Origin of the sequence: Streptomyces sp. HNM0645 (genome assembly GCF_030056615.1) — a bacterium.
GTDB classification, from domain to species: domain Bacteria; phylum Actinomycetota; class Actinomycetes; order Streptomycetales; family Streptomycetaceae; genus Streptomyces; species Streptomyces marianii.
This window is the reverse complement of record NZ_JASHLT010000010.1, coordinates 56696-80520: the sequence shown is the minus strand read 5'-3', so window position 1 is coordinate 80520 and position 23825 is coordinate 56696. Positions and strand designations below refer to the sequence as shown.

The 23825-nt window shown below is 74.6% G+C and carries 21 protein-coding genes; 11 read left to right on the top strand and 10 right to left on the bottom strand.

Features of this window, described 5'->3' with window-relative positions; genetic code table 11:
• Positions 1–195 precede the first annotated feature (195 nt).
• Genes QMZ92_RS08635 through QMZ92_RS08620 form a run of 4 tightly spaced genes read left to right on the top strand, consistent with a single transcriptional unit; the run spans position 196 to position 5358 of the window.
• Entirely contained in the window at positions 196–1704 is a 1509-nt protein-coding gene (locus QMZ92_RS08635) for a polyprenyl synthetase family protein (RefSeq protein ID WP_283296638.1), read from the top strand.
• Positions 1701–3302 carry a phytoene desaturase family protein gene (crtI, locus tag QMZ92_RS08630; RefSeq protein WP_283296637.1) on the top strand — a complete coding sequence of 534 codons (1602 nt, stop codon included), beginning with the start codon at positions 1701–1703 and terminating at the stop codon, positions 3300–3302. The genes QMZ92_RS08635 and crtI overlap by 4 nt, the downstream gene beginning before the upstream one ends.
• Positions 3299–4315 (top strand): phytoene/squalene synthase family protein, encoded by a 1017-nt coding sequence (locus QMZ92_RS08625; RefSeq protein ID WP_283296636.1) that lies wholly within the window; start codon positions 3299–3301, stop codon positions 4313–4315. The genes crtI and QMZ92_RS08625 overlap by 4 nt, the downstream gene beginning before the upstream one ends.
• Positions 4312–5358 carry a Rieske (2Fe-2S) protein gene (locus tag QMZ92_RS08620; protein WP_283296635.1) on the top strand — a complete coding sequence of 349 codons (1047 nt, stop codon included), beginning with the start codon at positions 4312–4314 and terminating at the stop codon, positions 5356–5358. The genes QMZ92_RS08625 and QMZ92_RS08620 overlap by 4 nt, the downstream gene beginning before the upstream one ends.
• 200 nt (positions 5359–5558) lie before the next feature.
• Here the strand turns inward: QMZ92_RS08620 and QMZ92_RS08615 are convergent, their stop codons facing one another.
• The 4 genes from QMZ92_RS08615 to QMZ92_RS08600 form a co-directional block, all read right to left on the bottom strand.
• Positions 5559–7139, bottom strand: a complete 1581-nt coding sequence (locus QMZ92_RS08615) for an FAD-dependent oxidoreductase (RefSeq protein ID WP_283296634.1) — start codon at positions 7137–7139, stop codon at positions 5559–5561.
• 38 nt (positions 7140–7177) lie between these two features.
• On the bottom strand, positions 7178–7906 hold the full coding sequence (locus QMZ92_RS08610) for a class I SAM-dependent methyltransferase (RefSeq protein ID WP_283296633.1): 729 nt from the start codon (positions 7904–7906) through the stop codon (positions 7178–7180).
• Positions 7907–7959: 53 nt separating this feature from the next.
• Complete coding sequence (locus tag QMZ92_RS08605; protein WP_283296632.1) at positions 7960–9204, bottom strand: lycopene cyclase family protein; 1245 nt, start codon at positions 9202–9204, stop codon at positions 7960–7962.
• A 140-nt stretch (positions 9205–9344) separates the two neighbouring features.
• On the bottom strand, positions 9345–10076 hold the full coding sequence (locus tag QMZ92_RS08600) for an RNA polymerase sigma factor (protein ID WP_502962016.1): 732 nt from the start codon (positions 10074–10076) through the stop codon (positions 9345–9347).
• A 1271-nt stretch (positions 10077–11347) separates the two neighbouring features.
• Here QMZ92_RS08600 and QMZ92_RS08595 point away from each other — a divergent pair.
• The 4 genes from QMZ92_RS08595 to QMZ92_RS08580 all read left to right on the top strand — a co-directional run bounded on the left by QMZ92_RS08595 (position 11348) and on the right by QMZ92_RS08580 (position 15407).
• On the top strand, positions 11348–12643 hold the full coding sequence (locus QMZ92_RS08595) for a PP2C family protein-serine/threonine phosphatase (protein WP_502962015.1): 1296 nt from the start codon (positions 11348–11350) through the stop codon (positions 12641–12643).
• A gap of 74 nt (positions 12644–12717) precedes the next feature.
• Positions 12718–14352 carry a sensor histidine kinase gene (locus QMZ92_RS08590; RefSeq protein ID WP_502962020.1) on the top strand — a complete coding sequence of 545 codons (1635 nt, stop codon included), beginning with the start codon at positions 12718–12720 and terminating at the stop codon, positions 14350–14352.
• Positions 14349–14786, top strand: coding sequence for a response regulator (locus QMZ92_RS08585; protein ID WP_283296628.1), 438 nt, complete (start codon positions 14349–14351; stop codon positions 14784–14786). The genes QMZ92_RS08590 and QMZ92_RS08585 overlap by 4 nt, the downstream gene beginning before the upstream one ends.
• A gap of 183 nt (positions 14787–14969) precedes the next feature.
• The gene (locus QMZ92_RS08580) at positions 14970–15407 is read left to right on the top strand and encodes an ATP-binding protein (protein WP_502962014.1); all 438 of its coding nucleotides are present in this window, start codon (positions 14970–14972) and stop codon (positions 15405–15407) included.
• A gap of 72 nt (positions 15408–15479) precedes the next feature.
• Here QMZ92_RS08580 and QMZ92_RS08575 read toward each other — a convergent pair whose 3' ends face one another.
• Complete coding sequence (locus tag QMZ92_RS08575; protein ID WP_283296627.1) at positions 15480–15854, bottom strand: STAS domain-containing protein; 375 nt, start codon at positions 15852–15854, stop codon at positions 15480–15482.
• 248 nt (positions 15855–16102) lie between these two features.
• Here QMZ92_RS08575 and QMZ92_RS08570 point away from each other — a divergent pair, with 248 nt between their 5' ends.
• Together QMZ92_RS08570 and QMZ92_RS08565 are read left to right on the top strand one after the other, a co-directional pair.
• Entirely contained in the window at positions 16103–16273 is a 171-nt protein-coding gene (locus QMZ92_RS08570) for a hydrophobic protein (protein ID WP_283296704.1), read from the top strand.
• Positions 16274–16453: 180 nt separating this feature from the next.
• Positions 16454–16633, top strand: a complete 180-nt coding sequence (locus QMZ92_RS08565; protein WP_283296626.1) for a DUF8839 family protein — start codon at positions 16454–16456, stop codon at positions 16631–16633.
• A gap of 304 nt (positions 16634–16937) precedes the next feature.
• Here QMZ92_RS08565 and QMZ92_RS08560 read toward each other — a convergent pair whose 3' ends face one another.
• Positions 16938–17816, bottom strand: coding sequence for an RNA polymerase sigma factor SigF (locus QMZ92_RS08560; RefSeq protein ID WP_283296625.1), 879 nt, complete (start codon positions 17814–17816; stop codon positions 16938–16940).
• A 149-nt stretch (positions 17817–17965) separates the two neighbouring features.
• Positions 17966–18358 carry a DUF2267 domain-containing protein gene (locus QMZ92_RS08555; protein WP_269727692.1) on the bottom strand — a complete coding sequence of 131 codons (393 nt, stop codon included), beginning with the start codon at positions 18356–18358 and terminating at the stop codon, positions 17966–17968.
• A gap of 366 nt (positions 18359–18724) precedes the next feature.
• On the opposite strand from QMZ92_RS08555, the gene QMZ92_RS08550 reads away from it, so the two are divergent.
• On the top strand, positions 18725–19501 hold the full coding sequence (locus tag QMZ92_RS08550; protein WP_283296624.1) for a GAF domain-containing protein: 777 nt from the start codon (positions 18725–18727) through the stop codon (positions 19499–19501).
• A gap of 191 nt (positions 19502–19692) precedes the next feature.
• On the opposite strand, the gene QMZ92_RS08545 is transcribed toward QMZ92_RS08550, so the two are convergent.
• The 3 genes from QMZ92_RS08545 to QMZ92_RS08535 all read right to left on the bottom strand — a co-directional run bounded on the left by QMZ92_RS08545 (position 19693) and on the right by QMZ92_RS08535 (position 23655).
• Positions 19693–20619, bottom strand: coding sequence for a SigB/SigF/SigG family RNA polymerase sigma factor (locus tag QMZ92_RS08545; protein WP_283296623.1), 927 nt, complete (start codon positions 20617–20619; stop codon positions 19693–19695).
• Positions 20620–20761: 142 nt separating this feature from the next.
• Positions 20762–22885: an MMPL family transporter gene (locus tag QMZ92_RS08540; RefSeq protein ID WP_283296622.1), complete on the bottom strand. Its 2124-nt coding sequence runs from the start codon at positions 22883–22885 to the stop codon at positions 20762–20764.
• Positions 22886–23136: 251 nt separating this feature from the next.
• The gene (locus tag QMZ92_RS08535) at positions 23137–23655 is read right to left on the bottom strand and encodes a MarR family transcriptional regulator (protein ID WP_502962013.1); all 519 of its coding nucleotides are present in this window, start codon (positions 23653–23655) and stop codon (positions 23137–23139) included.
• Positions 23656–23825 lie beyond the last annotated feature (170 nt).

Below are 23825 nucleotides of genomic sequence, written 5' to 3'. Positions count from 1 at the left end.
CCGACCGGGCCGAACCCCGGGACGGCCCTGTACCCGGGGACAGCTCCGAACCGTGAGACGGCTTCGAACCCCGGGACGTCTCCGCGCCCCGGGACGGCTTCGGCCCGTACGACCGACCCGACCCGTGAGACGGACCGGAACCGTGAGACGGACGGGCCCTCCTGCGGGGCGGGGGGCGCCGTCGCACCGGCCGCCGTGGACGCCGACGTACCCGCCGCGGTGGGACGGGAGCTGGACCTCCTACTGAGGGAACGGGTGGCGGGCGCCGCCGTATTCGACGGCGACTTCGCGGCAGACGTGGCCGCGCCCGTCGCACGGTTCACCCTGGACGGGGGCGGGCGGATGCGCTCCCGCTTCCTGTGGTGGGCGATGCGGGCCTGCGGCGGAGCGGCGCCGGAGACGCCCGCTGCGCTCCGCACGGCCGCGGCGCTGGAGCTGATCCAGACCTGCGCCCTCGTCCACGACGACGTGATGGACGGCTCGCCGCGCCGCCGGGGCGGGCCCTCGTTCCACGCCCGGCTGGCCGCCCGGTACCCCTCCGCCGTGTCACCGGCCACCGCGGCGGCCCCGTTCGCGTCCTCGGCGGCGGTCCTGGCCGGCGACCTCGCCCTCGCCTGGGCCGACGACATCGTCGCCGGGACGGACTTCGGCGGCGACGCCGTCCGCAACGGAGTGCTGGAGAACTGGCGGGCCATGCGCACCGAGATGGTGGCGGGCCAGTACCTGGACCTCCACGGGCAGGCGACCGGTTCCCGTTCCGCCGCCCGGGCGATCCGCACCGCCTGCCTCAAGACCGCGCTGTACTCGGTGGCCAGGCCGCTCGCCCTCGGTGCGGCGGTCGCGGGTGCCGACCCGCGGACGGTCCTCGACCTGTGCGCGGCGGGCCGGTACGCCGGTACCGCCTTCCAACTCCGTGACGACATCGAGGGCGTCTTCGGCGACCCCCTCCTCACCGGCAAACCGTCGGGTGACGACATACGCTCCGGGAAGCCCACGTATCTCGTCGCGGTCGCCCGGGCCCGGGCCGGGTCCCGCCGGGACCGCGCGGCACTGTCCGTCCTCGAAGGCGCCTTCGGGAACGCGGATCTGACGGAGGATCGGCTGCTGCGGGTGCGTGAGGTCCTCACGGACACCGGTGCCCTGGAGGCCGTGGAGAAGCGGATCGGGCGGCTGCTCGCGGCCGGTGAACGCCGGCTCGCTGCGGCCGCCCTGGAACCGGCCCCGGCCCGTCGGCTGCGGGCACTGCTGGCCGCGGTGGCCGCCCCCACCGGTCCCACGGCCGGTCCGGCGCCCGCCGTACCGCCGCGTTCGGCGGCGCAAGCGCCGCCCGCCGGGCGGCCTGTACCCGAGGCCGGGGCCACGTCCGAGGCGTCCGCCGCGCAGGGGTTCCCGGCGACGGACGACGGCGTGACGCCTGACGAGGCGGTGTCCGCCCCGTCCGCCGGGCCCGGGCCGTGCGGAGCGCCCGTGCCCGCCCGTCCGGTGCCGTCGGCCGCCGCCGAGGGGCCGCCCGTGGAAGCTCCCGTGGCGTCTGCGGCCGCCGGGCCGGTGCACTCGGCCGCGGACGCTCCCGAGACGCCGACTGCCGCCGAGCCCGCGAACCCCGTTGCCCACCCGCACCCGGCCGCCCGGCGTGTCCGACCGGGCGGTGGACCGGCCGCGCGGCGCCCGAGGGGTGCGGCGGCCGACAGGAGCAGCCGATGAGGACCGTCAGGGGGCGCACCGACCACGTCGTGGTGGTGGGAGCCGGGCTCGCGGGCCTGTCCGCCGCGCTGCACCTCCTCGGTGCGGGCCGCAGCGTCACGGTCGTCGAGCGCGACCTCCTGCCCGGGGGCCGGGCGGGCCGGATCGAGCAGGGCGGCTACCGCTTCGACACGGGACCGACCGTCGTCACCATGCCCGGTCTCCTCGCCGACGCCTTCGCGGCGGTCGGCGACACGCTGGAGGAGAGGCTGGAGCTCGTCCCGCTGCACCCGGCGTACCGGGCGACGTTCGCCGACGGCGGCGTCCTGGACGTGCACACCCGGCCCGAGGCCATGGAGGCCGAGATCGAGCGCTTCGCCGGCGCGCGCGAGGCGGTCGGCTACCGGCGTCTGCGCGGCTGGCTGGAGAAGCTGTACCGGGTGCAGATGGGCCGGTTCATCGACGCCAACTTCGACTCGCCGCTGCAACTGCTCACCCCCGACCTCGCCCGTCTCGCCGCCCTCGGCGGCTTCGGCCGTCTCGACGCCCGGGTGGGTCGCTTCCTCCGTGACGAACGGCTGCGCCGGGTCTTCTCCTTCCAGTCCCTCTACGCCGGAGTCGCCCCGTCCCGGGCCCTCGCCGCCTACGCGGTCATCGCCTACATGGACACGGTCGCCGGGGTCCACTTCCCGAGGGGCGGAGTGCACTCCGTGCCCAGCGCCATGGCCGGCGCCGCGGCCGACGCGGGCGCGACCCTCCTGTACGGGCGGACGGTCACGCGGCTGGAGCGCACCGGCGAACGCGTCACCGCCGTGGTGACCGACCGGGAGCGGCTGCCCTGCGACGCCGTCGTGCTCACCCCCGACCTGCCGGCCACCTACCGGCTCCTCGGCCGCGAGCCCCGGCGGCCCCTCGCGCTGCGCCACTCGCCGTCCGCGGTCGTCCTGCACGCGGGCACCGACCGCACCTGGCCCGGCCTGGCGCACCACACCATCTCGTTCGGCGCCGCCTGGAAGAGCACGTTCCGCGAACTGACGCGCACCGGGCGCCTGATGACGGACCCGTCCCTCCTCATCACCCGGCCCACCGCCACCGACGCGGGCCTGGCGCCGCCCGGCCGGCACGTCCACTACATCCTGGCCCCCTGTCCCAACACCGACGTCGGCCCCGGCGCGGCGCAGTGGCAGGATCTCGCCCCCCGCTACCGGGCCGGTCTCCTCGCCGAGCTCGAACGCCGCGGCCTCACCGGCATCGACGCGGCAATCGAGGAGGAGTGCCTGGTCACGCCCGCTGACTGGACCCGTGGGGGCCACGCCGCGGGCACCCCGTTCTCCGTCGCGCACACCTTCGCCCAGACCGGACCGTTCCGGCCGCGCAACCTCGTGAACGGCACCGAGAACGCCGTCGTCGCGGGCTGCGGCACCACGCCCGGAGTCGGCGTGCCCACCGTGCTGATCTCGGGGAAGCTCGCCGCCGCCCGCATCACCGGTGCGCACCGGGCCGCGAAGGGAGCGCACCGTCCGCCCGCTTCCGCGAACGGCAGTCGGGACACCGGTACGTCCCGGCCCGGCCCGGCACCGGCCGACACCCTCCGCACTCCGAAAGGCGGGACCGCATGACGCGCCGGGAACTCGACGCCGCCGGGATCACCGACCCCGATCTGCGCGCCGCCTACACCGACTGCCGCCGGCTCAACGCCCGCCACGGCCGGACGTACTTCCTCGCCACCCGGCTGCTGCCCGTCGAACGCCGCCCCGCCGTCCACGCGTTGTACGGTTTCGCCCGCTGGGCCGACGACATCGTGGACGACCTCGACAGCGACGCCACCACCGTCGAGCGCGCGGCCGCGCTGCGACGGCTGTCGGAGCGCCTCGACTCCGGGCTGCGCGTCGGCCGCAGCCCGGAGCCCGTCGTCCACGCGCTCGCGCACACCGCCCGCCGCTACGGCATCGACCACCACCACTTCACCGACTTCCTGGCATCGATGCGCAGCGACCTGGAGGTGACGGACTACGCCGACTACGGCGAACTGCGCCGCTACATGCACGGTTCCGCCGCCGTGATCGGACTGCAGATGCTGCCCGTCCTCGGCACGGTCGTCCCCCGCGAGGAGGCGGCTCCGCACGCCGCCGCCCTCGGAGTCGCCTTCCAGCTGACCAATTTCCTGCGCGACGTCGGCGAGGACCTGGACCGCGGACGTGTCTACCTCCCGGCCGATCTGCTCGCCGCGCACGGCGTGGACCGGGACCTGCTGCTCTGGAGCCGTGCCACGGGCCGGCGCGACCCCCGCATCACCGGGGCCCTCAGGGCCGCTGCCGCGCTCACCCGGAGCGTGTACCGGGAGGCGGCACCGGGACTGCCCATGCTGGACCCGGTGTCCAGGCCCTGCATCCGCACCGCGTTCGTCCTGTACGGCGGCATCCTGAAAGCCATCTCCGACGACGGGTACGCGTGCGTGCACCGCCGAGCCGTCGTCGCTCCGGCCCGCCGGGCGGCGGTCGCCCTCGACGGTCTCGCCCGGGTGGCGGCCGCCCGTCTCGCCGCATCGCGCCGTCCGGCGGAGCCGGTCCGGCCCGAACGGTCGCACCGGCACGAGGCGTTCGCACCGACCGTGGAGGAGACGACCGTATGACGCGCCCCACCGCGCCCGGCACCGGCCCGCGCCGCGGCCGCCTGCCCCTGCGGCTGCGCCGCCCCGCCACCGTGTGGGAGCGCCAGCGGCCCACCTGGCCGGACGCCCGCCCGGCACTGATCGACAGCGCGCTCAAGCGCGCGCTCGCCCGTCCGTCGGGGAACTGGTACGTCCTCGGCGACGCCCGCGCCGTCCGGCCGGGCGCCCCCTTCGGCCGGACCGTCGCCGGGGTCGAAGTCGTCGCCTGGAGGGGTTCCGGCGGACGCCTGGTCGCCGGACCCGGCGCGTGTCCCCACCTCGGAGCGCCCCTGCGCGACAGCCGTGTCCGGTGCGGAACACTCATCTGCCACTGGCACGGACTCGCCCTGGACGGCGGGCCGTTCGCGGGCTGGGAGCCCTTCCCGGCGTACGACGACGGTGTGCTCGCATGGGTCCGGCTGGACGAGGTCGGCGGCGAGGAGCCGCTGGAACGGCCGGTGCTGCCGGCACGGCCGCGGCCGGCGGCGTCGGTCGCGGCCGTGTACACCGGCGCGGGAGTCTGCGAGCCGGAGGACGTGGTGGCGAACCGCCTCGACCCCTGGCACGGCTCCTGGTTCCATCCGTACTCGTTCGTCGACCTCACGGTGGCCGACGCCCCGGGCCCCGGCACCGGTGGGGGCCCCGGCACGGCGGATGAGGGCGACGCGTTCACGGTCGAGGTGTCGTTCAAGGTGGCGGGACGGGTCGTCGTCCCGGTCACGGCGGTCTTCACGGCACCCGAACCCCGTACGGTGGTCATGCACATCACCGGCGGCGAGGGGGAGGGCTCCGTCGTCGAGACCCATGCCACGCCGCTCGGAACCGACCGCCTCGGCAGGCCGCGCACCGCGGTCGTCGAGGCGGTGGTCGCCGTCTCCGGCCGCCCCGGCTTCGCCGCGGCCCGCGCCGCCGCCCCCGCCCTGCGTCCGCTGATGCGCGCCGCGGCGGCCCGCCTCTGGCGCGACGACCTCGCCTATGCGGAACGCCGCTGGCACCTGCGCAGCACGGGCCGCTTCCCGGGCTGACGGCGGGTGGGGCGGCGCTGTTCCGGGCGGCCGTCGCTGCGCTCGCGTCGCCCCGTGGGCGACGGTGGCGGTGACTGCGGGCCGGTGCCGGTCAGCCTGTGACAGCGACGGTGACGGCCGGTCGGTGGCCGCGCCCTTCGGCCGCTGATGCCGGTACGAAAGATGGCCCCTCGGCACTCCCCGGTCGTCCCCCGTAGGCCTCACCGGGCCCCCAGTCTCACCAGGGCCCGCAGCAGCGCCGAGCGGCCCATGGCGGGGACCGTGCGCAGCGGGTGGCCGCGCACGCCCCAGCGGGCGAGCAGGGCGTTGGCCGCCAGGAAGCCGCTCGTGGCCGCGCGCTCCATGAGGGCGACCGGCAGGTTCGTGCGGACCAGGTCCCCGGCCACCATCAGGGCCGGGTCGGGGGTGCGGACGGTCGGCCGCGCCCCGTGGCCGCCGACGGCGAACAGCGGGCAGTCGTCGCGCCATTCGTGCCGCTCGTCGACCACCCCGGCGCCGCGGGTCTCCGGGTACACGCGGTGCAGCTGCCCCAGCAGCCGGTCCCGTACGGCCGCCCGGCCCCTGTCGGTGCGGGCCACGTAGGCGTGCAGCTCCACCACGGAGCCTCCCGTCCGCAGCGCCCACCGGTGCGCCTCCCCCTCCCAGCGGTCGAGGACGCTGATGTTGTCCAGGTCGCCGTAGCCGCTCGTACCGAGGAACCCGGGCCGGTCCGCGGCCACGGGCCGGTCCAGCCAGAACCGGGACACCAGGAAGGGGGGCGCGGTGCGCAGCGCCGCGACGCCCGCCTGCCACTGCGCGCTGCCCAGCCCGGGCGACGCCGCGGCCACCTGCCGCAGGCCCGCCGTGTCCAGCGCGAGCACCACCGCGTCGTGCGTGGCCGTGCCGCCCGCCGCGGTGACCGTGAGCCGTCCGTCGCGCGCGGGTTCGACCGAGTCGACCGGGGTCGCCGTACGGATCGTGGCCCCGCGGCGGTGCAGATACTCCGCCAGCGGTTCCCACAGCGCCTGCGGGAAGGGCTCCCGGGGGACGTCGAACAGCAGCCCCTCGCTGGAGCCGAGGAAGTAGATGTGGAACATCAGCGCCAGTTCCGCCGCCGACAGCTCCCGCGGATCGGCGAAGAAGCTGCGGGAGAACACCTCGAACGCGAGGTGCTGCGCGGCCTCGGGGAAGCGGATCCGGGCGAGGAAGTCCGCCGCGCTCACGGAGTCGAGCGACTCGTAGATCCGGGGCACGCGCACGTCCAGCAGCGGCAGCGCGGCCCCGGGGTCCATCCGCAGGAGGCCGCGCCAGCCGAACGACGGGCTCTGCGCGACGAAGCCGAGCGCACTGAGCGGGGGAGTGCGCGGCACGCGCGCGAAGCTGTCGAGCATGCCGCCGCTGTGCCGCAGCGGATAGTCGGGCAGCGGGGTGAGCGAGTGCAGTCCCGGGTCCGTCCGGCGCAGCAGCGCGCGCAGGTTGTAGTACTGCCGGAAGAAGGCGTGGAAGCCCCGGCTCATCGTGGCGACGGAACCGTCGGCCAGTTCGACGGGCCAGCCGGCGAGCCTGCCGCCGAGCCCGTAGTCGCGTTCGTAGAGCGTGACGGCGACACCGCGCTCCGCCAGGGCCGTGGCAGCCGCGAGACCGGCGATGCCGCCGCCCACGATCCCGGCGTGCGGGGCGGATCCGTCCACCCGTGCCCGGCCGGGCCGGGCGGGAAGCACGCGCGAGCGCCGGTCCCGGCCGCGGGCGACGGCGCCCCCGTCGGGGTCCGCGTGAGCCCGGCCGTCCGCGCCGCCGTTCACGCGCCCCGGTCCTCCGCCGGTGTGCCTGCTCCCGTCGTTCACTCGCCCTCGCCCTCCGCGGCAGGCACCCTCGCCACGAACGTGTGCGTGATGCCCGTGTGCCACCCGGGCAGCGGAAGGATCCGTACCCCCGTGAACCCCGCCCGCTCCATCCGCGCCGCGAACGCGTCCGCCGTGTCGAACCGGACGACGCTGCGCCACAGATGCCCGTACAGCGAGCCGTCCCCCGCGCACCGGGCGACGGGCAGCACCAGCCCCCGGCACACGGCCGTCCACAGGGCGCGGTGCGCCGGCCGCCCGCTGAGCGTGTACTCGTGGACGGCGAGGCGTCCGCCCGGTGCCAGCAGACCGCGCACCCGGGCGAGCACCTCGTCCGGGTCGGAGACGTTGCGGAACAGATAGGCCGCGAGGACGGCGTCGAAGGGCCCCGTCACTCCGGCCCCGCCCAGCCCCTCGGCGGCGGCGTGCACGAACGAGACGCTTCGGGGCCACGACTTGCGCCGGGCCCGGGCCAGCATCCCCTCCGACGCGTCCACCGCCGTGATCTCCGCGTACGGGGCGGCCGCGAGCAGCGCCGCGGTCGACGCCCCCGTCCCGCAGCCCAGGTCCAGCACCCGCATCCCCACGCCCCCGCCCGGCAGTCCGAGCCGCCGGGCGGAGCGCCGGAGCTGGCGGTGGTAGCCGGGATTGGCCGCGACCATACGGTCGTAGGAGCGGGCGGCGTGGTCGAACGCCGCCGACAGGTCGGCGTCGTGCAGCAGGGACATCGGCAACTCCTCGGACGGCGGACGGGGACGGGTAGCGGGCCAGGGCACGGGGCCTAGTGGTCGGGCTGCCGGGGTCCGGCGGACCCGGTGGGCCCCGCGAACCCGCCGGGCACGTGGGCGCGGCGGGGGAGCACGGGCAGTTCGAGCACGGTCCTGAGCATCGGCCGTACAGGGGTGCGCAACCCGATCAGGACGTCCTCCCACCAGCGGGTGCCGCCGTCGAGGAAGCGCAGCAGGCGGTGCGCCGGCACCTCGCGGAAGAGCCCGGTGAAGAACGCGGCGCCGTCCACCCGCCCGGTGTCCAGGGCGCGCAGCAGCACCGCGTCCATGAGCCGGGAGCGGGGGGAGTGCGGCGCGGGGACCAGCGGGGTGCGGCCCCGGGCCAGCGCGTCCGCGACGGCCCGGGTGTGGCGCTGCGCTGCGGCGAAGGTGTAGCCGGTCGAGGGCCGGGTCGCGCCGCCCGCCGCGCCGATGGGGAACACGGACCTGCCCGCCCTGCGGGGGAGGCGCGCGTCGGTCATGGGGATCACGCCCTGCTCGGCGGCGGTGACGCGGAACGGGCCGAGGCCCAGCACGTCCTCGGTGTAGTGGCGCAGGGCCCGTTCGTACGCGGCGGTGCCGAGGACGGCCGGGGAGAACTCCGTGTACTCCACCAGGGCCTCCCGCGGGCCGAGCGGCAGGACGTAGCCGAACGCCAGGCCCCGGCCGGGCTGCGGTGTGCGGAAGTCCATGAGGTCGGCGACGCCGTCGTCGAACCGCGGACGGGCGGTGCGGACGAACCAGCCGCGGAAGTGCTGGAGCAGCGTCGTCCGGGCGGCACCCGGCCGCCGCGGCGGCCGCGAGTCGAACGCCCAACGGGCCCGGAGCCGGAACTCCGCGCCGGTGCCGTCCCGCCCGCGGACCTCGGCGCCGCCACCGGGCAGATCCCGTACCCGGTCAACGACGGCCTCGTACCGCAGGCAGCCGGACCGGGAGAGCAGGGTGCCGGTGCGCTCCTCGAAGTGCGTGGAGCGGATCATCTTGTAACGCAGTGGCGCGGGCCGGACGGTCACCGCCGTACCGTCCGGGGCGGTGACCCGCAGGCGGTCCCAGCTCGCAGCGAGGACGTCGTCGTACTCGCCGCCGGTCTCCTCCCAGAAGCACCAGGTGCGCGGCGGCGGGCGCAGTGGCCCGGCCGGGGCGTCGACCAGCGCGACGGACAGGCGCGAACCGGATCCCGCCTGCGGTGCGGTGAGCCGGCGGGCCAGGGACAGACCCGCCGCACCCGCACCGACGATGACGACGTCCACGTCGTGCACGGTGGTCCCTCCCGCGGTGGTGACGGCACGGCGGCGGCCTTCCCGGGCGGGAAGGCCATGCCGTCGATGCTTCCGCGAAAGGGCTGCCGTCGGATGCAGTCACGAGGCGCGTGTCGCGGACCGAGCGACGCGAGCACGCCTCACGCCGTCGTCGCGAGCGAGCGGCGAAGGGACAGCAGCGCGCGGCGCATATGGCTCTTGACCGTGCCGAGGGGGAGTCCGGTCCGCTCGGCGATCTGGGTCTGGGTGAGGTCGGCGTAGAACGCGAGCCGTACGACGTGCTGCTGGGCGGAGGGCAGATCCTGCAGGGCGCGCAGTACGAGCACCCGGTCGACGACCTGCTCGGGTCCGGCACCGGCGGCGGGCGCGGGCGCGGGGGCGAGGAACGCACCGGCGGCGGCGACGAGTTCGGCGCGCCGGCTACGGGCGGCGAGGGCGTCCGCGACCTTGTGGCGGGTGATGCCGACCAGCCAGCCCGCGAGCCCGCCCCGTCCCGGCCGGTAGCCGTGGCGTCCGCGCCAGGCCGCGAGGAAGACCTGCTGCGTCACGTCCTCCGCCTCGCGCTCGTCCCCCAGGGTCCGCCGGGCGAGGGTGTACACGAGAGAGCCCCAGCGGCGGTAGACGACCTCGAGCGAACCCTCCTCGCCGGCGACGAACCCGGCCGCCAGCGCGGCGTCGTCGCGGGGGTCGCCCGGGGCGGTTGCGCTGCCGGTCCCGGGGGCCGGGCGAGGGCCGCGGGCCGCGGGCGCCCGGCCGGGGACGTCGGCTCCGGGCGCCGGGTGGGACACGTCGACTCCGGGTGCCGGGCGGGAGGCACCCGGCCCGGGAACCGCGGAAGGGCGGTGGGGCCTTGCGGATCCGACAAGGACCATGATCTCGGCTCCTCGTGCCGGGCCGTCCGGCCCGGCGCTGGTTCCGGACACGGGCCCGTTCGCTGGGACCGGGCCTGCCGTGCCTGGGCGCTTCCGTGCGCCGCAGCACCGTCAGACTCGTCACCGCGCCGCAGCCCCACAACTTGCAACGTTTCTGCGTCGCAATCCTCGGAGGGCGGCGCCTCCGGGCATCCCCCGTCCGCCCGGTCCGCCCGTCCGCATCCGGCCGCCGTCCTCCGCGGGAACGGGGTGTGGGGGCCTCCGGTGCCCCGCCCCGCCCCGAGCCGAGACGACAGGACATCCGAGATGACAGGACGCGTCGATATCGCAGGACGTTCCGTGCCGAGACGCCGCGGAACCCGCAGCGGGTGCCCGCATGGCGGCGAGTGCGGGGAGCGCGCGCGGGGTCGCCGTACGTCCGGGGCCCCGCGGCCCGCGCGCACGGTGACCGGTGACCGGTGACCGGATGACGGGGCATCCGGATCCGGCGGACCTGGCCGAGCTCGCGCTGGCGGGCGGCGTGCTCGACGAGGCGGCTCCGTGGGTGCGGGAGCACCTGCGGACGTGCGGCGCCTGTCGCGGGGAACTCGACTCGCTGCGCCGCCTCGTCCGGGCCGTCCGCTCGGCGACACCTTCGGACCTGGTCGGACCGCCGCCGCCGGGGGTGTGGGCCCGCCTCGCACGCGAGACGGGCGAAGGGGGGCTTCCCGTTCCGGGGGGCCGACGGCCTGCCACGCCGGACGAGGGACGGTCGCCCGTGCCGGAGGCCGGCGGGCCCGTCCCGCGGGCACGCACCGGCCGTGCCGCACTCCGGATCGCTGCCGCCGTGCTCGCTGTGGCCGCGGGGGGAGGCGCCGCCGCGTGGCGCCGCCGCCGGCGAGCGGCGCGGGCGAGCGGCCGGCGATGAGACAAGACCCACTCCGTTCCCGGGCATGAACCGTGCGGCGCCGAGGCGCGGACCGCCTGCGAGGCGTGACCTCCGCCACGTTTCCGGAATCTCAGCGTCCGTTCGGCCCGGGGTGAATCCGGGTGCCCGCCGCCGGACCGCAGGCCACGGCCGGTGCGGGGCCTCCGCCCGGCCAGGGTTCACTTTTGGCCACACGGCCCGGGGTGCCGCCCGCCGCCATCGCCGTGCGAGGGTGAACGAGCAAGATCCACGCGCCGTTTGACCTGATCGGGACGGTACGGTCGAGCAGGAGCCACGCGAGTGCAATTATTCGCGAGCGGCAAGTATTCTGCATGCGCCCCACGGCCCGCGTGCGGCCGAGGGTATGGGGAGGTCGGCTGTGAGGAGCCCTGTCGGAGGGCAAGGCCAGGAGGTGCCGGGGCCGAGGGCGTCGGTCCCGCAGGTGCCTCTGGCGCGCGTGTCACCGGCCGGCCTCGCGGCCGACGGCGACTCCTTCCTCACGATCCTGCTCGTCGAGGACGACGACGGCGACGCGCTCCTCGTCGAGGAGACCCTCCGCGACAGCGGTCTCGCCGTCCGGCTCGCCCGCGCCCGCTCCATGGCCGAGGCGCGGAGGGAGCTGAGCGGCGAGCACGGCCCTCCCGCCCAGTGCGTGCTGCTCGATCTGCACCTGCCCGACGCCCAGGGACTGGACGTCGTCGGTCAGGTGCTGGCCGAGGCGCCCGGCGCCGCGGTGGTCGTGCTGACCGGGCTGGCCGAGGAAGGCGTGGGTCTCTCCGCCGTCGCGGCGGGCGCCCAGGACTACCTGATCAAAGGTGTCTTCGAGCCCACCGTGCTGGCGCGATCGGTCAGATACGCGGTGCAGCGCCGCCAGATCGAGCAGGCGGCGATGGCCCTGGAGGCCAGCCGTATGCGCGCCCAGGAGAACGCCCGGCTCGAACGGGGACTGCTGCCCTCGCCGCTCCTGCACGGCGCCGGGGTGCAGGTCGTGTCCCGGTACGAACCGAGCAGGTCCCTCGGTCTGCTCAGCGGTGACTTCTACGACGTCGTGGAGACTCCGGACGGCACGGTCCACGCCGTCATCGGCGATGTCTCCGGACACGGCCCCGACGAGGCCGCGCTCGGAGTGTGCCTCAGAGTCGCCTGGCGCTCCTTCACCCTCGCCGGTGTCACCGGCACCGGTGTGTGCGAACTCATGCAGAAGGTCCTGGTGGCCGAGCGGACCGGCGCCGAGATCTTCGCCACGGTCACGACCGTGGAACTGCCCCCGGGTCTCACCAAGGCCAAGGTCGTCCGCGCCGGTCACCCGCCGTTGCTGCTGCGGGAACCGGGGGGAGTGCGGCTCGTGGAGACCGCCGTCGGGCCGGCGCTCGGCCTGCTCCCCGACGGCCGCTGCCACTGGCGGGAGGACCATCTGGACCTGCCTGCCGCGGGGGGCCTGGCCCTGTTCACCGACGGACTCTTCGAGGGGCGCGTCAGTTCCGACGGGGGGCGGCTCGGCGAGGACGGCCTGCTCGCGCTCGCCGGCCGCTACACCGGCCGGCCCGCCGAGGAGTTCGTCACCGCAGTGATCGCGGAGACGCGCGCCCTCTCGGCCGACCACGGCGGCCACAGCGACGACGTCGCCCTCCTCCACCTCGAATGGAACAAGCAGAAGTGACCAGCCGCCAAGAACCGCTGCCCCCCACCGGCGCACCACCCGCGCGGGACCGTCGCACCGCGCTGACCGTCCCGATGTGGCTCGGGATCGTCCTGGCCGCCATCCTCGTCGTGGTGACGGGCTTCGCCGTGGTGGGGGCGCAGCTGCTCTCCCGGACGGCCGCCGAGTCCGACGACCTCGTCGACCGCATCCAGCCGGCCCGGGTGGACGCGTACCGGATGCAGAAGGCGCTCATCGACCAGGAGACCGGGGTGCGCGGCTTCGTCCTCAGCCGGGACACCCGCTGGCTGGAGCCCTACGCCCAGGGGCAGAAGGAGGAGGAGTCCGCCGAGCGGGCCCTGCGCGAGGCGCTCGCCGGCGACCCCGCCCTGCTCTCCGTCGTGTCGGCGGCGGAGGAGGCGGCCGAGGCCTGGCGGACCGGCCACGCCGGGCCGCTCGTGGAACGGGCCCGCCAGGGCACTCTGCCCGCGTCCGCGACGACGGAACTCCAGCGGAGCAAGGTCGCCTTCGACCGGCTCCGCGAGCGGTTCGACGAGCTGAACGAGACCCTCACCACGGAACGGACCACCGCCAGGGCGGAGATGCACCGTACCCGCACCGGCCACAACTGGGTCCTCGCAGGGATGCTGGCGGCGTTCGTCGCGTTCGTCGCGGTGCTGGTGGTCGTGCTCCACCGGGCCGTCGGACGGCCGCTGGACGGGCTGCGCACGGCGGCCCAGCGGGTCGCCGACGGCGACTTCGAGCACAGCATCGAGCCCGGCGGGCCTTCGGAGACCCGGCACCTCGCCGTCGCCGTCGAGGCGATGCGCGTCCGCGTCCTCGACGCCCTGAGGGCCTCGCAGCAGCGAGAGGAACTGCTCGCCCAGCGCACGGCCGTCCTCGACGAACAGACGGTGGAACTGCGCCGCTCCAACGCCGAGCTGGAGCAGTTCGCCTACGTCGCCTCGCACGACCTGCAGGAGCCGCTCCGGAAGGTGGCCTCGTTCTGCCAGCTCCTCGAGAAGCGGTACGGGGACCAGCTCGACGACCGGGCCAAGCAGTACATCGACTTCGCCGTCGACGGCGCCAAGCGCATGCAGGTCCTGATCAACGATCTGCTGACCTACTCCCGGGTGGGGCGGCTCAACGACGCCAGTGACACCGTCGGAATGGACTCCGCGCTGGACGGGGCGCTGGCCAACCTCGGCACGGCCGTGGAGGAGGCGGGGGCCGTCGTCGAGCGCCCGGACGACCTCCACTCCACGACCGGCGATCCGATGCTGCTGACGATGCTGTGGCAGAACCTGATCGGCAACGCGGTGAAGTTCCGGGCCCCCGGCCGCCCGCCGCTCGTCCGCGTCACCGTCGAGGCGGAGGACGACGGCGAGGTCCCGGGCTGGCACTACCGTGTCGACGACAACGGCATCGGCATCCCGGAGGAGTTCGCGGAGAAGGTCTTCGTGATCTTCCAGCGGCTCCACGGCCGGGACGCCTACACCGGTACGGGCATAGGCCTGGCCCTCTGCAAGAAGATCGTGGAGCACCACGGCGGCCGGATCTGGATCGACACCGACCAGCCCGAGGGGACGCGGATCCACTTCACCCTGCCGGCCGTCCCCGCGGAGGAACCTCCCGCGGAGACGGAGTCCACGGGCGCGGCACCGCGGCACCCCGGGGCGGGCCCGTCCCCGGACGGCCACGAGCCCCTCACCACTGGAGATCACGTATGAACGCCACCAAGCCGATCGAGGTCCTTCTCGTCGAGGACGACCCGGGCGACGAACTGATGACCCGCGAGGCGTTCGAGGACAACAAGATCGGCAACACGCTCCACGTGGTGCGCGACGGCGAGGAGGCGCTGGACTTCCTCTACCGGAGGGGAGCCCACCGGGACGCCCCGCGCCCCGACCTGATCCTCCTCGACCTCAATCTGCCCAAGTACGACGGACGGCAGGTGCTCGAGCGCATCAAGGCCGACTCGGACCTCACCCACATCCCCGTGGTGGTGCTGACGACGTCCGCGGCGGAGGAGGACATCCTGCGCAGCTACCGGCTCCACGCCAGCGCCTACGTCACCAAGCCGGTCGACCTGGAGCAGTTCATCGCCGCGATCAGGAAGATCGACGACTTCTTCGTCACCGTCGTGCGGCTGCCCCGCTCCTGAAGCACGTCGCCCCCACGCGGCGCGCGGTCCCGGGCGGGGGACGCAGGGCCTGGATCCGACCGGAAGCGACCCCTTGCGTTCGCCGCCGGTTCGTTTTCCGTCCGCCGGGAGGTGCCGTCGCGCGGATTCGGGGTAGGAGAGCGCCGACCCAGGGACGGCAGGCACGAACAGGACGACCAGCAGATGAGTTCGAGTGTGATCGGGACGGGCCGCGGAGCTGCCGCGGCATGGGCCGGCGACGCGTGGGCGGGCGCCGTGTACGACGGCGGCCCGGGGAGCATCGCCGAGGCCCGCGGCTTCGCCACGCGGTTCCTGGTGGACAGGCACGGCTTTGAAGCCGCTTCGGAGACGGTGGGGGCCGTCCAGCTGATCGTGTCGGAGCTGGTGACCAACGCGTACAAGTACGCCCACGGGCCGTGCGCGATGGACCTGGAGAGGATCCCGTCGGGCATCGAGGTCACCGTGTGGGACAGCAGCACGACGCTTCCCCTCGCGCGGGCCGCGGACCCGGGGCGCGTCGGCCAGCACGGACTGGAGATCGTTCTGGCACTGTGCGAGGGATTCACCGTCGAGCGCGAGCCGGTCGGCAAGCGCATCACGGTGCGCGTGTCCTGCCCCTGACCGCGTGCGCGCCGGACCGTCCGCCGCGCCGCGACCGCCGCGCTCCGGCCGCTCCGGAGCGGCGGCGCCCCATCAGGGACGGGGCACGGCGTCCAGGTCGTCCCTGACGTCCAGGACCTGGTCGGCCCCCGTGATCTCCAGCAGCCGCCGCAGCTGGGGCTGCGGCCTCGCGACGCGCAGGTGCGCGCTCTGATGGACGCGCAGCAGCAGGTTCAGGAAGGCCGAGTCGCCGAAGGTGACGCCGGAGACGTCCAGGATCACCTGGGAGTGCTCCGCGGACGCGACGGTCAGCGCGGCGTCCAGCGGCGGAAGGCTGGTCAGGTCCAGATCGCCCCTGGCGGCGATCACCCAGGCACCTCCGGCCGCGTACTGGACGCCCACCGGACCCTCTCCGTCGTGCCGGAACCCGACGTCGGTGGGGGGCTGGTCTTCGCTGCTCGCGTCCATGGTGGCGAGTATGCCCGTCCCCGCACAGCGCCGGTAGTCACGAGGCCGCCGTCCGGGCGGATCCGGCCGCTTGGGACGCAGGCGGGGTGGTACGCCTCACCCGGCGCTCCGTTACGCCCGGGGCCCAACCCGCCGTGCCTCGCGGATTTCCCGGACGGATCCCGGGCAAACGGCTCCAGGGGAAAGGGAAATCACTCTCGCGTGTACTGGGAGAACGCGGGCAAGTGGATTCCGGGAGGTTGATGAAAGTGGTTCCTTCGCTGCTCGTTCTGCTGCTCGCCCTGATTCTCTTCGGCGCGGGCTTCGCACTCGAGGCGTTGTGGTGGATCGCGGTCGTCGTGCTGGTGGTGTGGCTGCTCGGTTTCGTGATCCGCCCGGCGGTGACCGGCGGTCGCCGCGGCCGCCGGTACCGCTGGTAGCGGCCGCACGCGCGGTGCGTGCGTGAACATCGGGGCTCCGGCGCGAGGTCGGGGCCCCGATTCCTTTTCGCCCGCGCAGTTCCCGGACCGTGTTTGCCGTCCATTCGGTCAGAGATGTTGGGCCGGGGCATCCGGAATGTGCACGGGATTTCCGACGAACGGAAACTGGGGTGGCCGGTCATGGTCGGTGAAGTCGTCGAGTCGTTCCCTGCCGGCGGCCCGCGCGGCTCGTGGCCCGCGGAGCAATGCGCCGCCAGGCGGCGTGAGCGGGGCGTGTCCGCCACGGTGGTCATGGACCTGGAAGGTGACGCGTTCCTCGTCGTCGAGTCCCCGGAACCCGCGGAGTACGGCGGGTCCTGACGCTCGAGCGGTGGTGAGGCGGGAGGGAGGGCGCGGCCGGGCCGCGACCGGTGGCGCCGGGCGAGGAACCTGGTGCCGCGGCGTCCGGTGATACGGCGCCGGACGCCGCGCCGCCTCCCCGGTCGCCGGCCCGGACGGGCCCTCCCGCGCGCACCCGCACGTCCCGTCCTGGGCCGACGGCCCAGCGGTACCCCACCACGCCGAACGGCGGTGGCCCCCTCGCCCTTGCCGGGCCGGGGGCCACCGCCGATCGTGCATGTGTCTGCTGTCTGCTGTCTGCTGTCTGTTGTTTGCGTCCGGCGGCTCAGCCGGTGCCGGTCTCCAGCAGACCGGCACGGAGCCGCTTGATGATGCGGGTGAGCAGCCGCGAGACATGCATCTGGGAGATGCCCAGCTGTTCGCCGATCTGAGCCTGTGTCAGCTCCTCCACGAAGCGGAGGTGCAGGATCCGGCGGTCGCGCTCCTCGAGCTCGGCGATCAGGGGGGCGAGGGAGTGGAAGTCCTCGATGAGCTCGAGCGCCGCCTCCTCCTCGCCGATGAAGTCGGCCAGGGCCGCCTCGCTGTCCTGCGTGTTGTCGCCCGTGAGGGCGGCGTCCAGGGAAGCGGAGTTGTAGGCGTTGGAGGCCTTGCGGGCCTCGATGACGTCCTCCTCGGAGAGCGACATCAGCTCGGAGAGTTCCCTCACCGTGGGAGTCCGGCCGAGCCGGCTCCGCAGCTCCTCGGTGGCCTTGGCCAGCTCGACGCGGGCCTCCTGGAGCCGCCGGGGGACGTGCACGGCCCAGCTGGTGTCCCGGAAGAAGCGCTTGATCTCACCGACGACGCAGGGCACGGCGAAGGTGGTGAACTCCACCTCGCGGGACAGGTCGAACCGGTCGATGGCCTTGATCAGACCGATCGTGCCGACCTGGACGATGTCCTCCATCTCGTCCGCGCCCCGGCTGCGGAAGCGACCCGCCGCGTACCTGACCAGCGACAGGTTCATCTCGATGAGGGTGTTGCGCACGTACTGGTACTCGTGCGTGCCCTCCTCGAGCTGTGCCAGCCGGGCGAAGAACTGACGGGAGAGGTCGCGTGCGTCCTGCGGAGCCACCTTGGACGGGTCCGCGATGTGCGTGAGGCCGATCGCCCCGGCTGTCGACGTCGTCTCCGGTGCCGCGGTTGTCACTGCGGTCACGGCTGCCATGCCATCCACCCCTGTCGTCCGTGTCTCCAGCCCCCGTGCTCGGTCCGCGTACCCGGGATACCGGAGCGCATTCCTCGTCGCTCGCCCATCGGCCGGTCGGGTTCCGCGAACCGCGTCCGACGACGGCCCGCCTGCCACTTCCACCCCGCTCACACCGGCTCCGTACGGCCGAACAACCCCGCGTGGCCTGGGGGGAGTTGGGTCAGAATACGGCGCAGCAGGGCGTCGTCCGCCACCTCGGCGACGATGCCGAGCACGGCCGTGACGGCGCGCCGTGCCTCGCCGAAGTCGCCGTGGTCGCGGGCCGCGACCGCTGCGACGAAGCCGCGCGGGGTGAGGGGTTCGCTTGCGGGTGGGCCGCCCGTCAGCAGCGGGCCGCACTGGTGGGGCAGCAGTCGGGCGAGATCGCTGCGGTCGTCGCCCACGAGATGGGCACCCAGGACGTCCAGGACGCTCTCGACGGCCCTGGCCGCCTCCTGCCGCCTGACGTAGCGGCCCCGTTCCCGCACCTGGTCCAGCAACGCTTCCAATCGGCTCTTCATAGCGCGCTCCTTGCCGTGGTCGTTCTGCCGGCCCGCGCCGGCAGTGCGGCCACTGAACGTGATCGACCGGCTACCCGTGATGGCGGACGGTAATCGCCGCGGCCGGTCCGGCGTGACCCGAACGGCCCAGGGCGTGTTGCGCGAGCAGCACCGTCCGCCTGCTGGGCGGTGCTCCGGACGGGAGCCGTTCGGCTCCCGTCCGGTCCGCCGGAATGTGCCCGATGCGGGACGGAACGGGCGGAACGCACATGAGGCATTCGGGAGCGTGGTAGACGAACGGGCATCCCCGGGGCGTCCGGAACATGCGTCCGGGACGCGCCCGCGGGGCTGCCGCCCCACGGCAGCCACGGCTGAAGGGAATTGAGCATGCTGGAGGAACCACCGTCGATCGTCCATGACGTCTCGGTCGCCGCGGCAGTCGGCCGCCGGACCCTGCCGCAGCGGTTGTGCGCCGCCTTCACCCAGGCGCTGGGCGCCCAGCGGGCAGCCCTGTCGCTCCTGCCCCGCATGGAGCACTGGAGGCTGCTCCACGCCACCGACGAACCGGCCCTTCGCGGCGAGGCAACGCAGTTCACCCTGGGCGGCGGGCCGTCCGTCAGTGCCGCCCTGCGCATGCGGCCGGTCCACGTCCGGGACGTGCGCGGCGGGCCGTGCCGCGCGGGATCGCCGCTCCACGAGGGACTCGCCGACGTCCACCAGATGCTGGCGTTCCCGTTGCACGTCCAGCGCGCGCCGGTCGGCGTGATCTGCCTGTACTACACCGTCCGCACCGAAGTGACGGATGCTCATATCGCCGAGGGGCTGCACGCGGCGGGCCTCGCGCTCGACGCGCTGCTGCGCTGGCGCCCCGTCCACGGCAGCGACGAGTGCGACTGCCCGGTCTGGGCCACCGACACCCGGGCGGCCCGCTGGGAACGCATCCACCGGGCGGCCGGGTATCTCGCGGCACGCGAGGACTGTCCCGTCGCCGAAGCGCTGTCGATGCTCCAGGCCGCCGGCGCGAGGGACGGACTCTCCCTGCTCGACGTCTCCGACGCGCTGCTCCAGCCCCGGGGCGCCCTCGCGCACGACGTGCGCGTACCCCGCGCGGACGGGCCGGTGTCGGCCGTCTCCGGTCCCGGGGCACGCGCGGCGGTTCCGTAGCCGGGGCGGTCGCCCGGCCGGCCGGGCGACCGCAGTCCGGGACGGCGGCCGCGGCCGCGCACCGGGGCTCCGGCGCGGCGCCCGAGGCGCGGGGCGGAGGGGCCCCGGCGCACGTGGCCCGCACGCCGGGGGTCGCTGCGGCGGCGCGGTGCCGGTGCCGGGTCGGTGCGGGCCCGGAGGGGCCGGTTCGCTCAGTCCCGCGTCAGCTCCGTGCGCAGCCGGGACAGCGCGCGCCGCAGCAACCTGGACACGTGCATCTGGGAGATCCCCAGTTCGGCGCCGATCCGGGACTGGCTCATGTCATGGACGAACCGCAGGGTGAGGATCGTCCGTTCGCGCTCGGGCAGCGCCGCGAGGAGCGGACCGAGCGCCGTCAGGTCCTCCACGCGCTCCAGTTCCACGTCGTCGAAGCGGACGTGGTCGGCGAGGGCGTCCGCCGCTTCGCCGTCGTCGACGGGGGCGTCGAGCGACGCGGCCCGGTACCCGTTCGCCGCCCGCAGTCCCCGGTCGACCTCCGCCGCGTCGAGGCCGAGATGCTCGGCGAGTTCGCTGCACGTGGGTGTCCGTCCCAGGTCCTGTTCCAGCGCGGATCCGGCGGACCGCAAGGTCTGCCGGAGCTCCTGCAGCCGGCGCGGCACCCGTACCGCCCAGACGTTGTCGCGGAAGTACCGTTTGATCTCACCGGTGATGGTGGGCAGGGCGTACGTGGTGAACTCGACCCCGCGCGACGGGTCGAAGCGGTTGATGGCCTTGATGAGCCCTACGGTGCCCACCTGCAGGACGTCCTCCCAGGACTCGCGGCGGACGGGCAGGCGCCCGGCGGCATGGCGCACCAGGGTCAGATTGAGCTCGACCAGCGTGTTGCGGACGTACGAGTACTCGGGTGTGCCTTCCTCCAGCGTGGCCAGTCGGTCGAACAGCGGTCCGGACAGAGCGCGGGCGTCGGCCGGTGCGACCTCGGTGAGGTCCGTGACGCCGTCGAGTCCGTCCGGTCCGCCGGGGGCGGTCCGCCGGGCGGTGCGGCACCCGCCGGGCCCGGTGTCCGCCGGGCCCGCTGCCGTGTCCCCGCGCCGCCCGGGTGAAGGGTTGCGCGGGCTGTCCGTCGTCGGGCTCGTCATCGCACGCTCCATTCCTCACGGGCGCCCGCGGCCGCCACGAGCGCGACACGCGGGCGCGGCTACCCAGGGAGAGGGTGTTTACACGCAGGGTCACGGAGCGATTCCCGTCCGGGGCCGCGGCGCTTGCTCCCCGACGAGGGCGTCAGGCGATGTCCGTTGGCACCCGGGACGGCTTCTCGTGCACCTGCTCGCGGCTCAGCCGCCCGGGCCACCAAGCCGTGCGGCCGATGTCCCTGACGAGGGCCGGGACGAGCAGGGACCGGACGACGAGGGTGTCGAGCAGGACCCCGAAGGCGACGATGAACGCGATCTGGACCAGGAACGCCAGCGGGATCACGGCGAGCGCGGCGAAGGTCGCGGCGAGCACCACGCCCGCGGAGGTGATGACCCCTCCGGTCGCGGTGAGACCGCGCAGGACGCCCTCGCGCGTCCCGTGCAGCAGGGACTCCTCGCGGACGCGGGACATCAGGAAGATGTTGTAGTCCACGCCGAGGGCCACCAGGAACACGAACCCGTACAGCGGCACCGAGGCGTCGGTGCCCGAGAAGCCGAACACGCCCTGGAACACCAGCGCCGAGACGCCCAGTGTCGCGAGGAAGTTGAGGGCGACGGTCGCGACGAGCAGCACCGGCACCAGCACGGACCGGAGCAGTGCGACCAGGATGAGCAGGATGACCACGAGGACCACGGGCACGATGAGCAGGCGGTCGCGCTCGGCGGTCCGCTGGGTGTCGTACTGCTGTGCCGTGTATCCGCCGACGAGGGCGTCCGCACCGGGCACGGCGTGCACCGCGTCGCGCAGCCGCACCACCGTGTCCTTGGCCGCGTCGCTGTCGGCGGCATCGTTCAGGGTGACGTCGATGCGGACCTTCCCGTCCGCCACCAGTGGCTCTCCCGCGCCGGGGCGCCCGGAGGCGGTCGCGGGAGCCGCGGAGTCCACACCGTCCGTCGCCGCGGCGGCGGCCGTCACGTCCCCGACCCGGCCTGCGTCGGCGATGACGACGGCCGGGTTGCCCGAACCGCCGGGGAAGTGCTCGCCGAGAACGGCCTGCGCGGTGACGGACGGGGCGTCGTTGACGAAGATCTCGTCCAGGGGCACCCCCTTCGAGACGAGTCCCGGGGCGAACGCGGCACACGCCAGCAGCCCGGCCAGTGTGGCCGCCCAGACCTTGCGTGGGGCGCGGTCCACCAGAGCGGCCACGCGCGTCCAGACGCCCCGGGCCGAAGAGCCCTCGCCGGCCGGCTGCTTGGGTCGCGCGGGCCAGTACGCGGCCCGCCCGAGCAGGACCAGTACGGCCGGCAGGAAAGTGAGGGCGCTGAGCACGGCGCAGACGATCCCGACGGCACCGACCGGCCCGAGGGACCGGTTGTTGGTCAGATCGCTGAAGAGGAGCGCGAGGAGCCCGAGGGCGACGGTGGCCGCACTCGCCACGACGGGGCCGGCGGAGCGACGCAGCGCCGCCCGCATGGCTGTGAACCGGTCCGCGTCCCCGGCCAGTTCCTCCCGGTAGCGGGCCGTCAGCAGGAGCGCGTAGTCGGTGGCGGCGCCGATGACCAGGATCGAGAGGATGCCCTGCACTTGGCCGTCGACCCGCACCACGTCCCCCTCGGCGAGCGCGTAGACGACGGCGCAGGCCAGGCCGAGGGCGAGGACCGCGCCGGCGATCACCACCAGCGGCAGCAGCAGGCTGCGGTACACGAGCAGCAGGATCAGCAGCACGGTGGCGAGGGCGACGCCGAGCAGCAGTCCGTCGATCCCCGCGAACGCCTCGGACAGATCGGCCTGCGTGGCCGCCGGCCCGGCGATGTGGACCGTCGTGCCGGGCACCCGGTCCGCCGCCTCGCGCACCGCCGCCAGGACGGCGGGGAGTTCGTCGCCCAGGTCGGGACGCAGTTGGACGACGCCCTGGAGCGCCCGGCCGTCCTCGGCGGGCAGGGCGGGGGAGGCGGCGCCCGCGGTCCCGGGGGTTCCCTCGATCGTGGCGAGCGCCTCGGTCGCCGACCGCCGCACCGCCGGGTCCACGCCGCCGTCGCCCCCGACGGTCCAGACCACGACGGCCGGGAGGGTCTCGTCCTGCCGGAACGCCTCCTGGGCGTCGACGGCCCGCGTGGACTCGGCGCTGCGGGGCAGGAAGGCCGCCTGGTCGTTGGTGGCGACCTCGCCCAGCCTCCCGGCGTACGGGCCGAGGGCGGCTCCGCAGGCGAGCCAGACGGCCAGCAGCAGGAGGGGTACCAGCCTGCGGGCCGGTCGCGAGGAGGGGGACATGGCACTCCCGGTCGTGTGCGGTTGATTCATCCGGTACTTCACCCCGACAAAGTGTTTCACTCATCGACTATCTCAATGATTGAAACAGTTTGGCACGCTCCGGGTGCGCTGCGCGGAGGGGCCACCCCGAGCCGTCCGCACGGGGCGGTTCGGTCGTGACGGTGCGGCGCCGTGCCGTTCTCCTCTTCGGCGGACGGGCCGCCGCCGGATGCCCCGCGGCCCGACGGACCCGCGCGGAGTCGCCGCAGGGGTCAGTCGCGGCCGGAAAGCCGGTCCAGTTCCTCGTTCATCGCGTTCAGGAAGCGCAGGACGACGCCCAGTTCGGCGCCGCTGAAGCCCTCCTGGGCGCGCGCCGTCGCCTCGGCGAGCGGCAGGAAGTGCGCCCGGGCCGCGGACCTGCCGCGTGCCGCGTAGTGCAGATGGACGACCCGGCGGTCCGTGCTGTCGCGGGACCTGCGGATGTGGCCGGCCCGTTCCAGCCGGTCGAGGCAGGCCGTCACGGCGCCCGATGTCAGGCCGAGGTGCTCCCGCAGGCGACCGGGGGTCAGGGGGGTGTCGGAGTCCAGGATCGCGGCGAGCGCCTGGACGTCGGTGGCGTGCAGTCCCTGGGTGGCGGCGAACCCGTGGATCAGCCGGTTCATCTCGCCGTTCATGCGGCGCAGTTGCACCGCGAACGCCCTCAGGTCGCTGCCCGCGGCCCCCGCGGCCGCGCCGCTCCCGGTGGAGGTGGTGGCGGCGTCCGCCGGCCCCGTCTCGTTCGTACTCGCCACGCGCTCAGCCTATAGAGCGGCGGACGGCGTTCTTCGTCGCAGGTCACCGGGAACCCCGCCGGGCCGGGAGGGAGAGGTGCGCGGGGCGCGGTCCCGGATGCCCGCGATGAACGACGCAGCACCGATGCGACTCGTCCGCCGCTCCGCGGTGGCGCAGTCTGCAGTCGAAG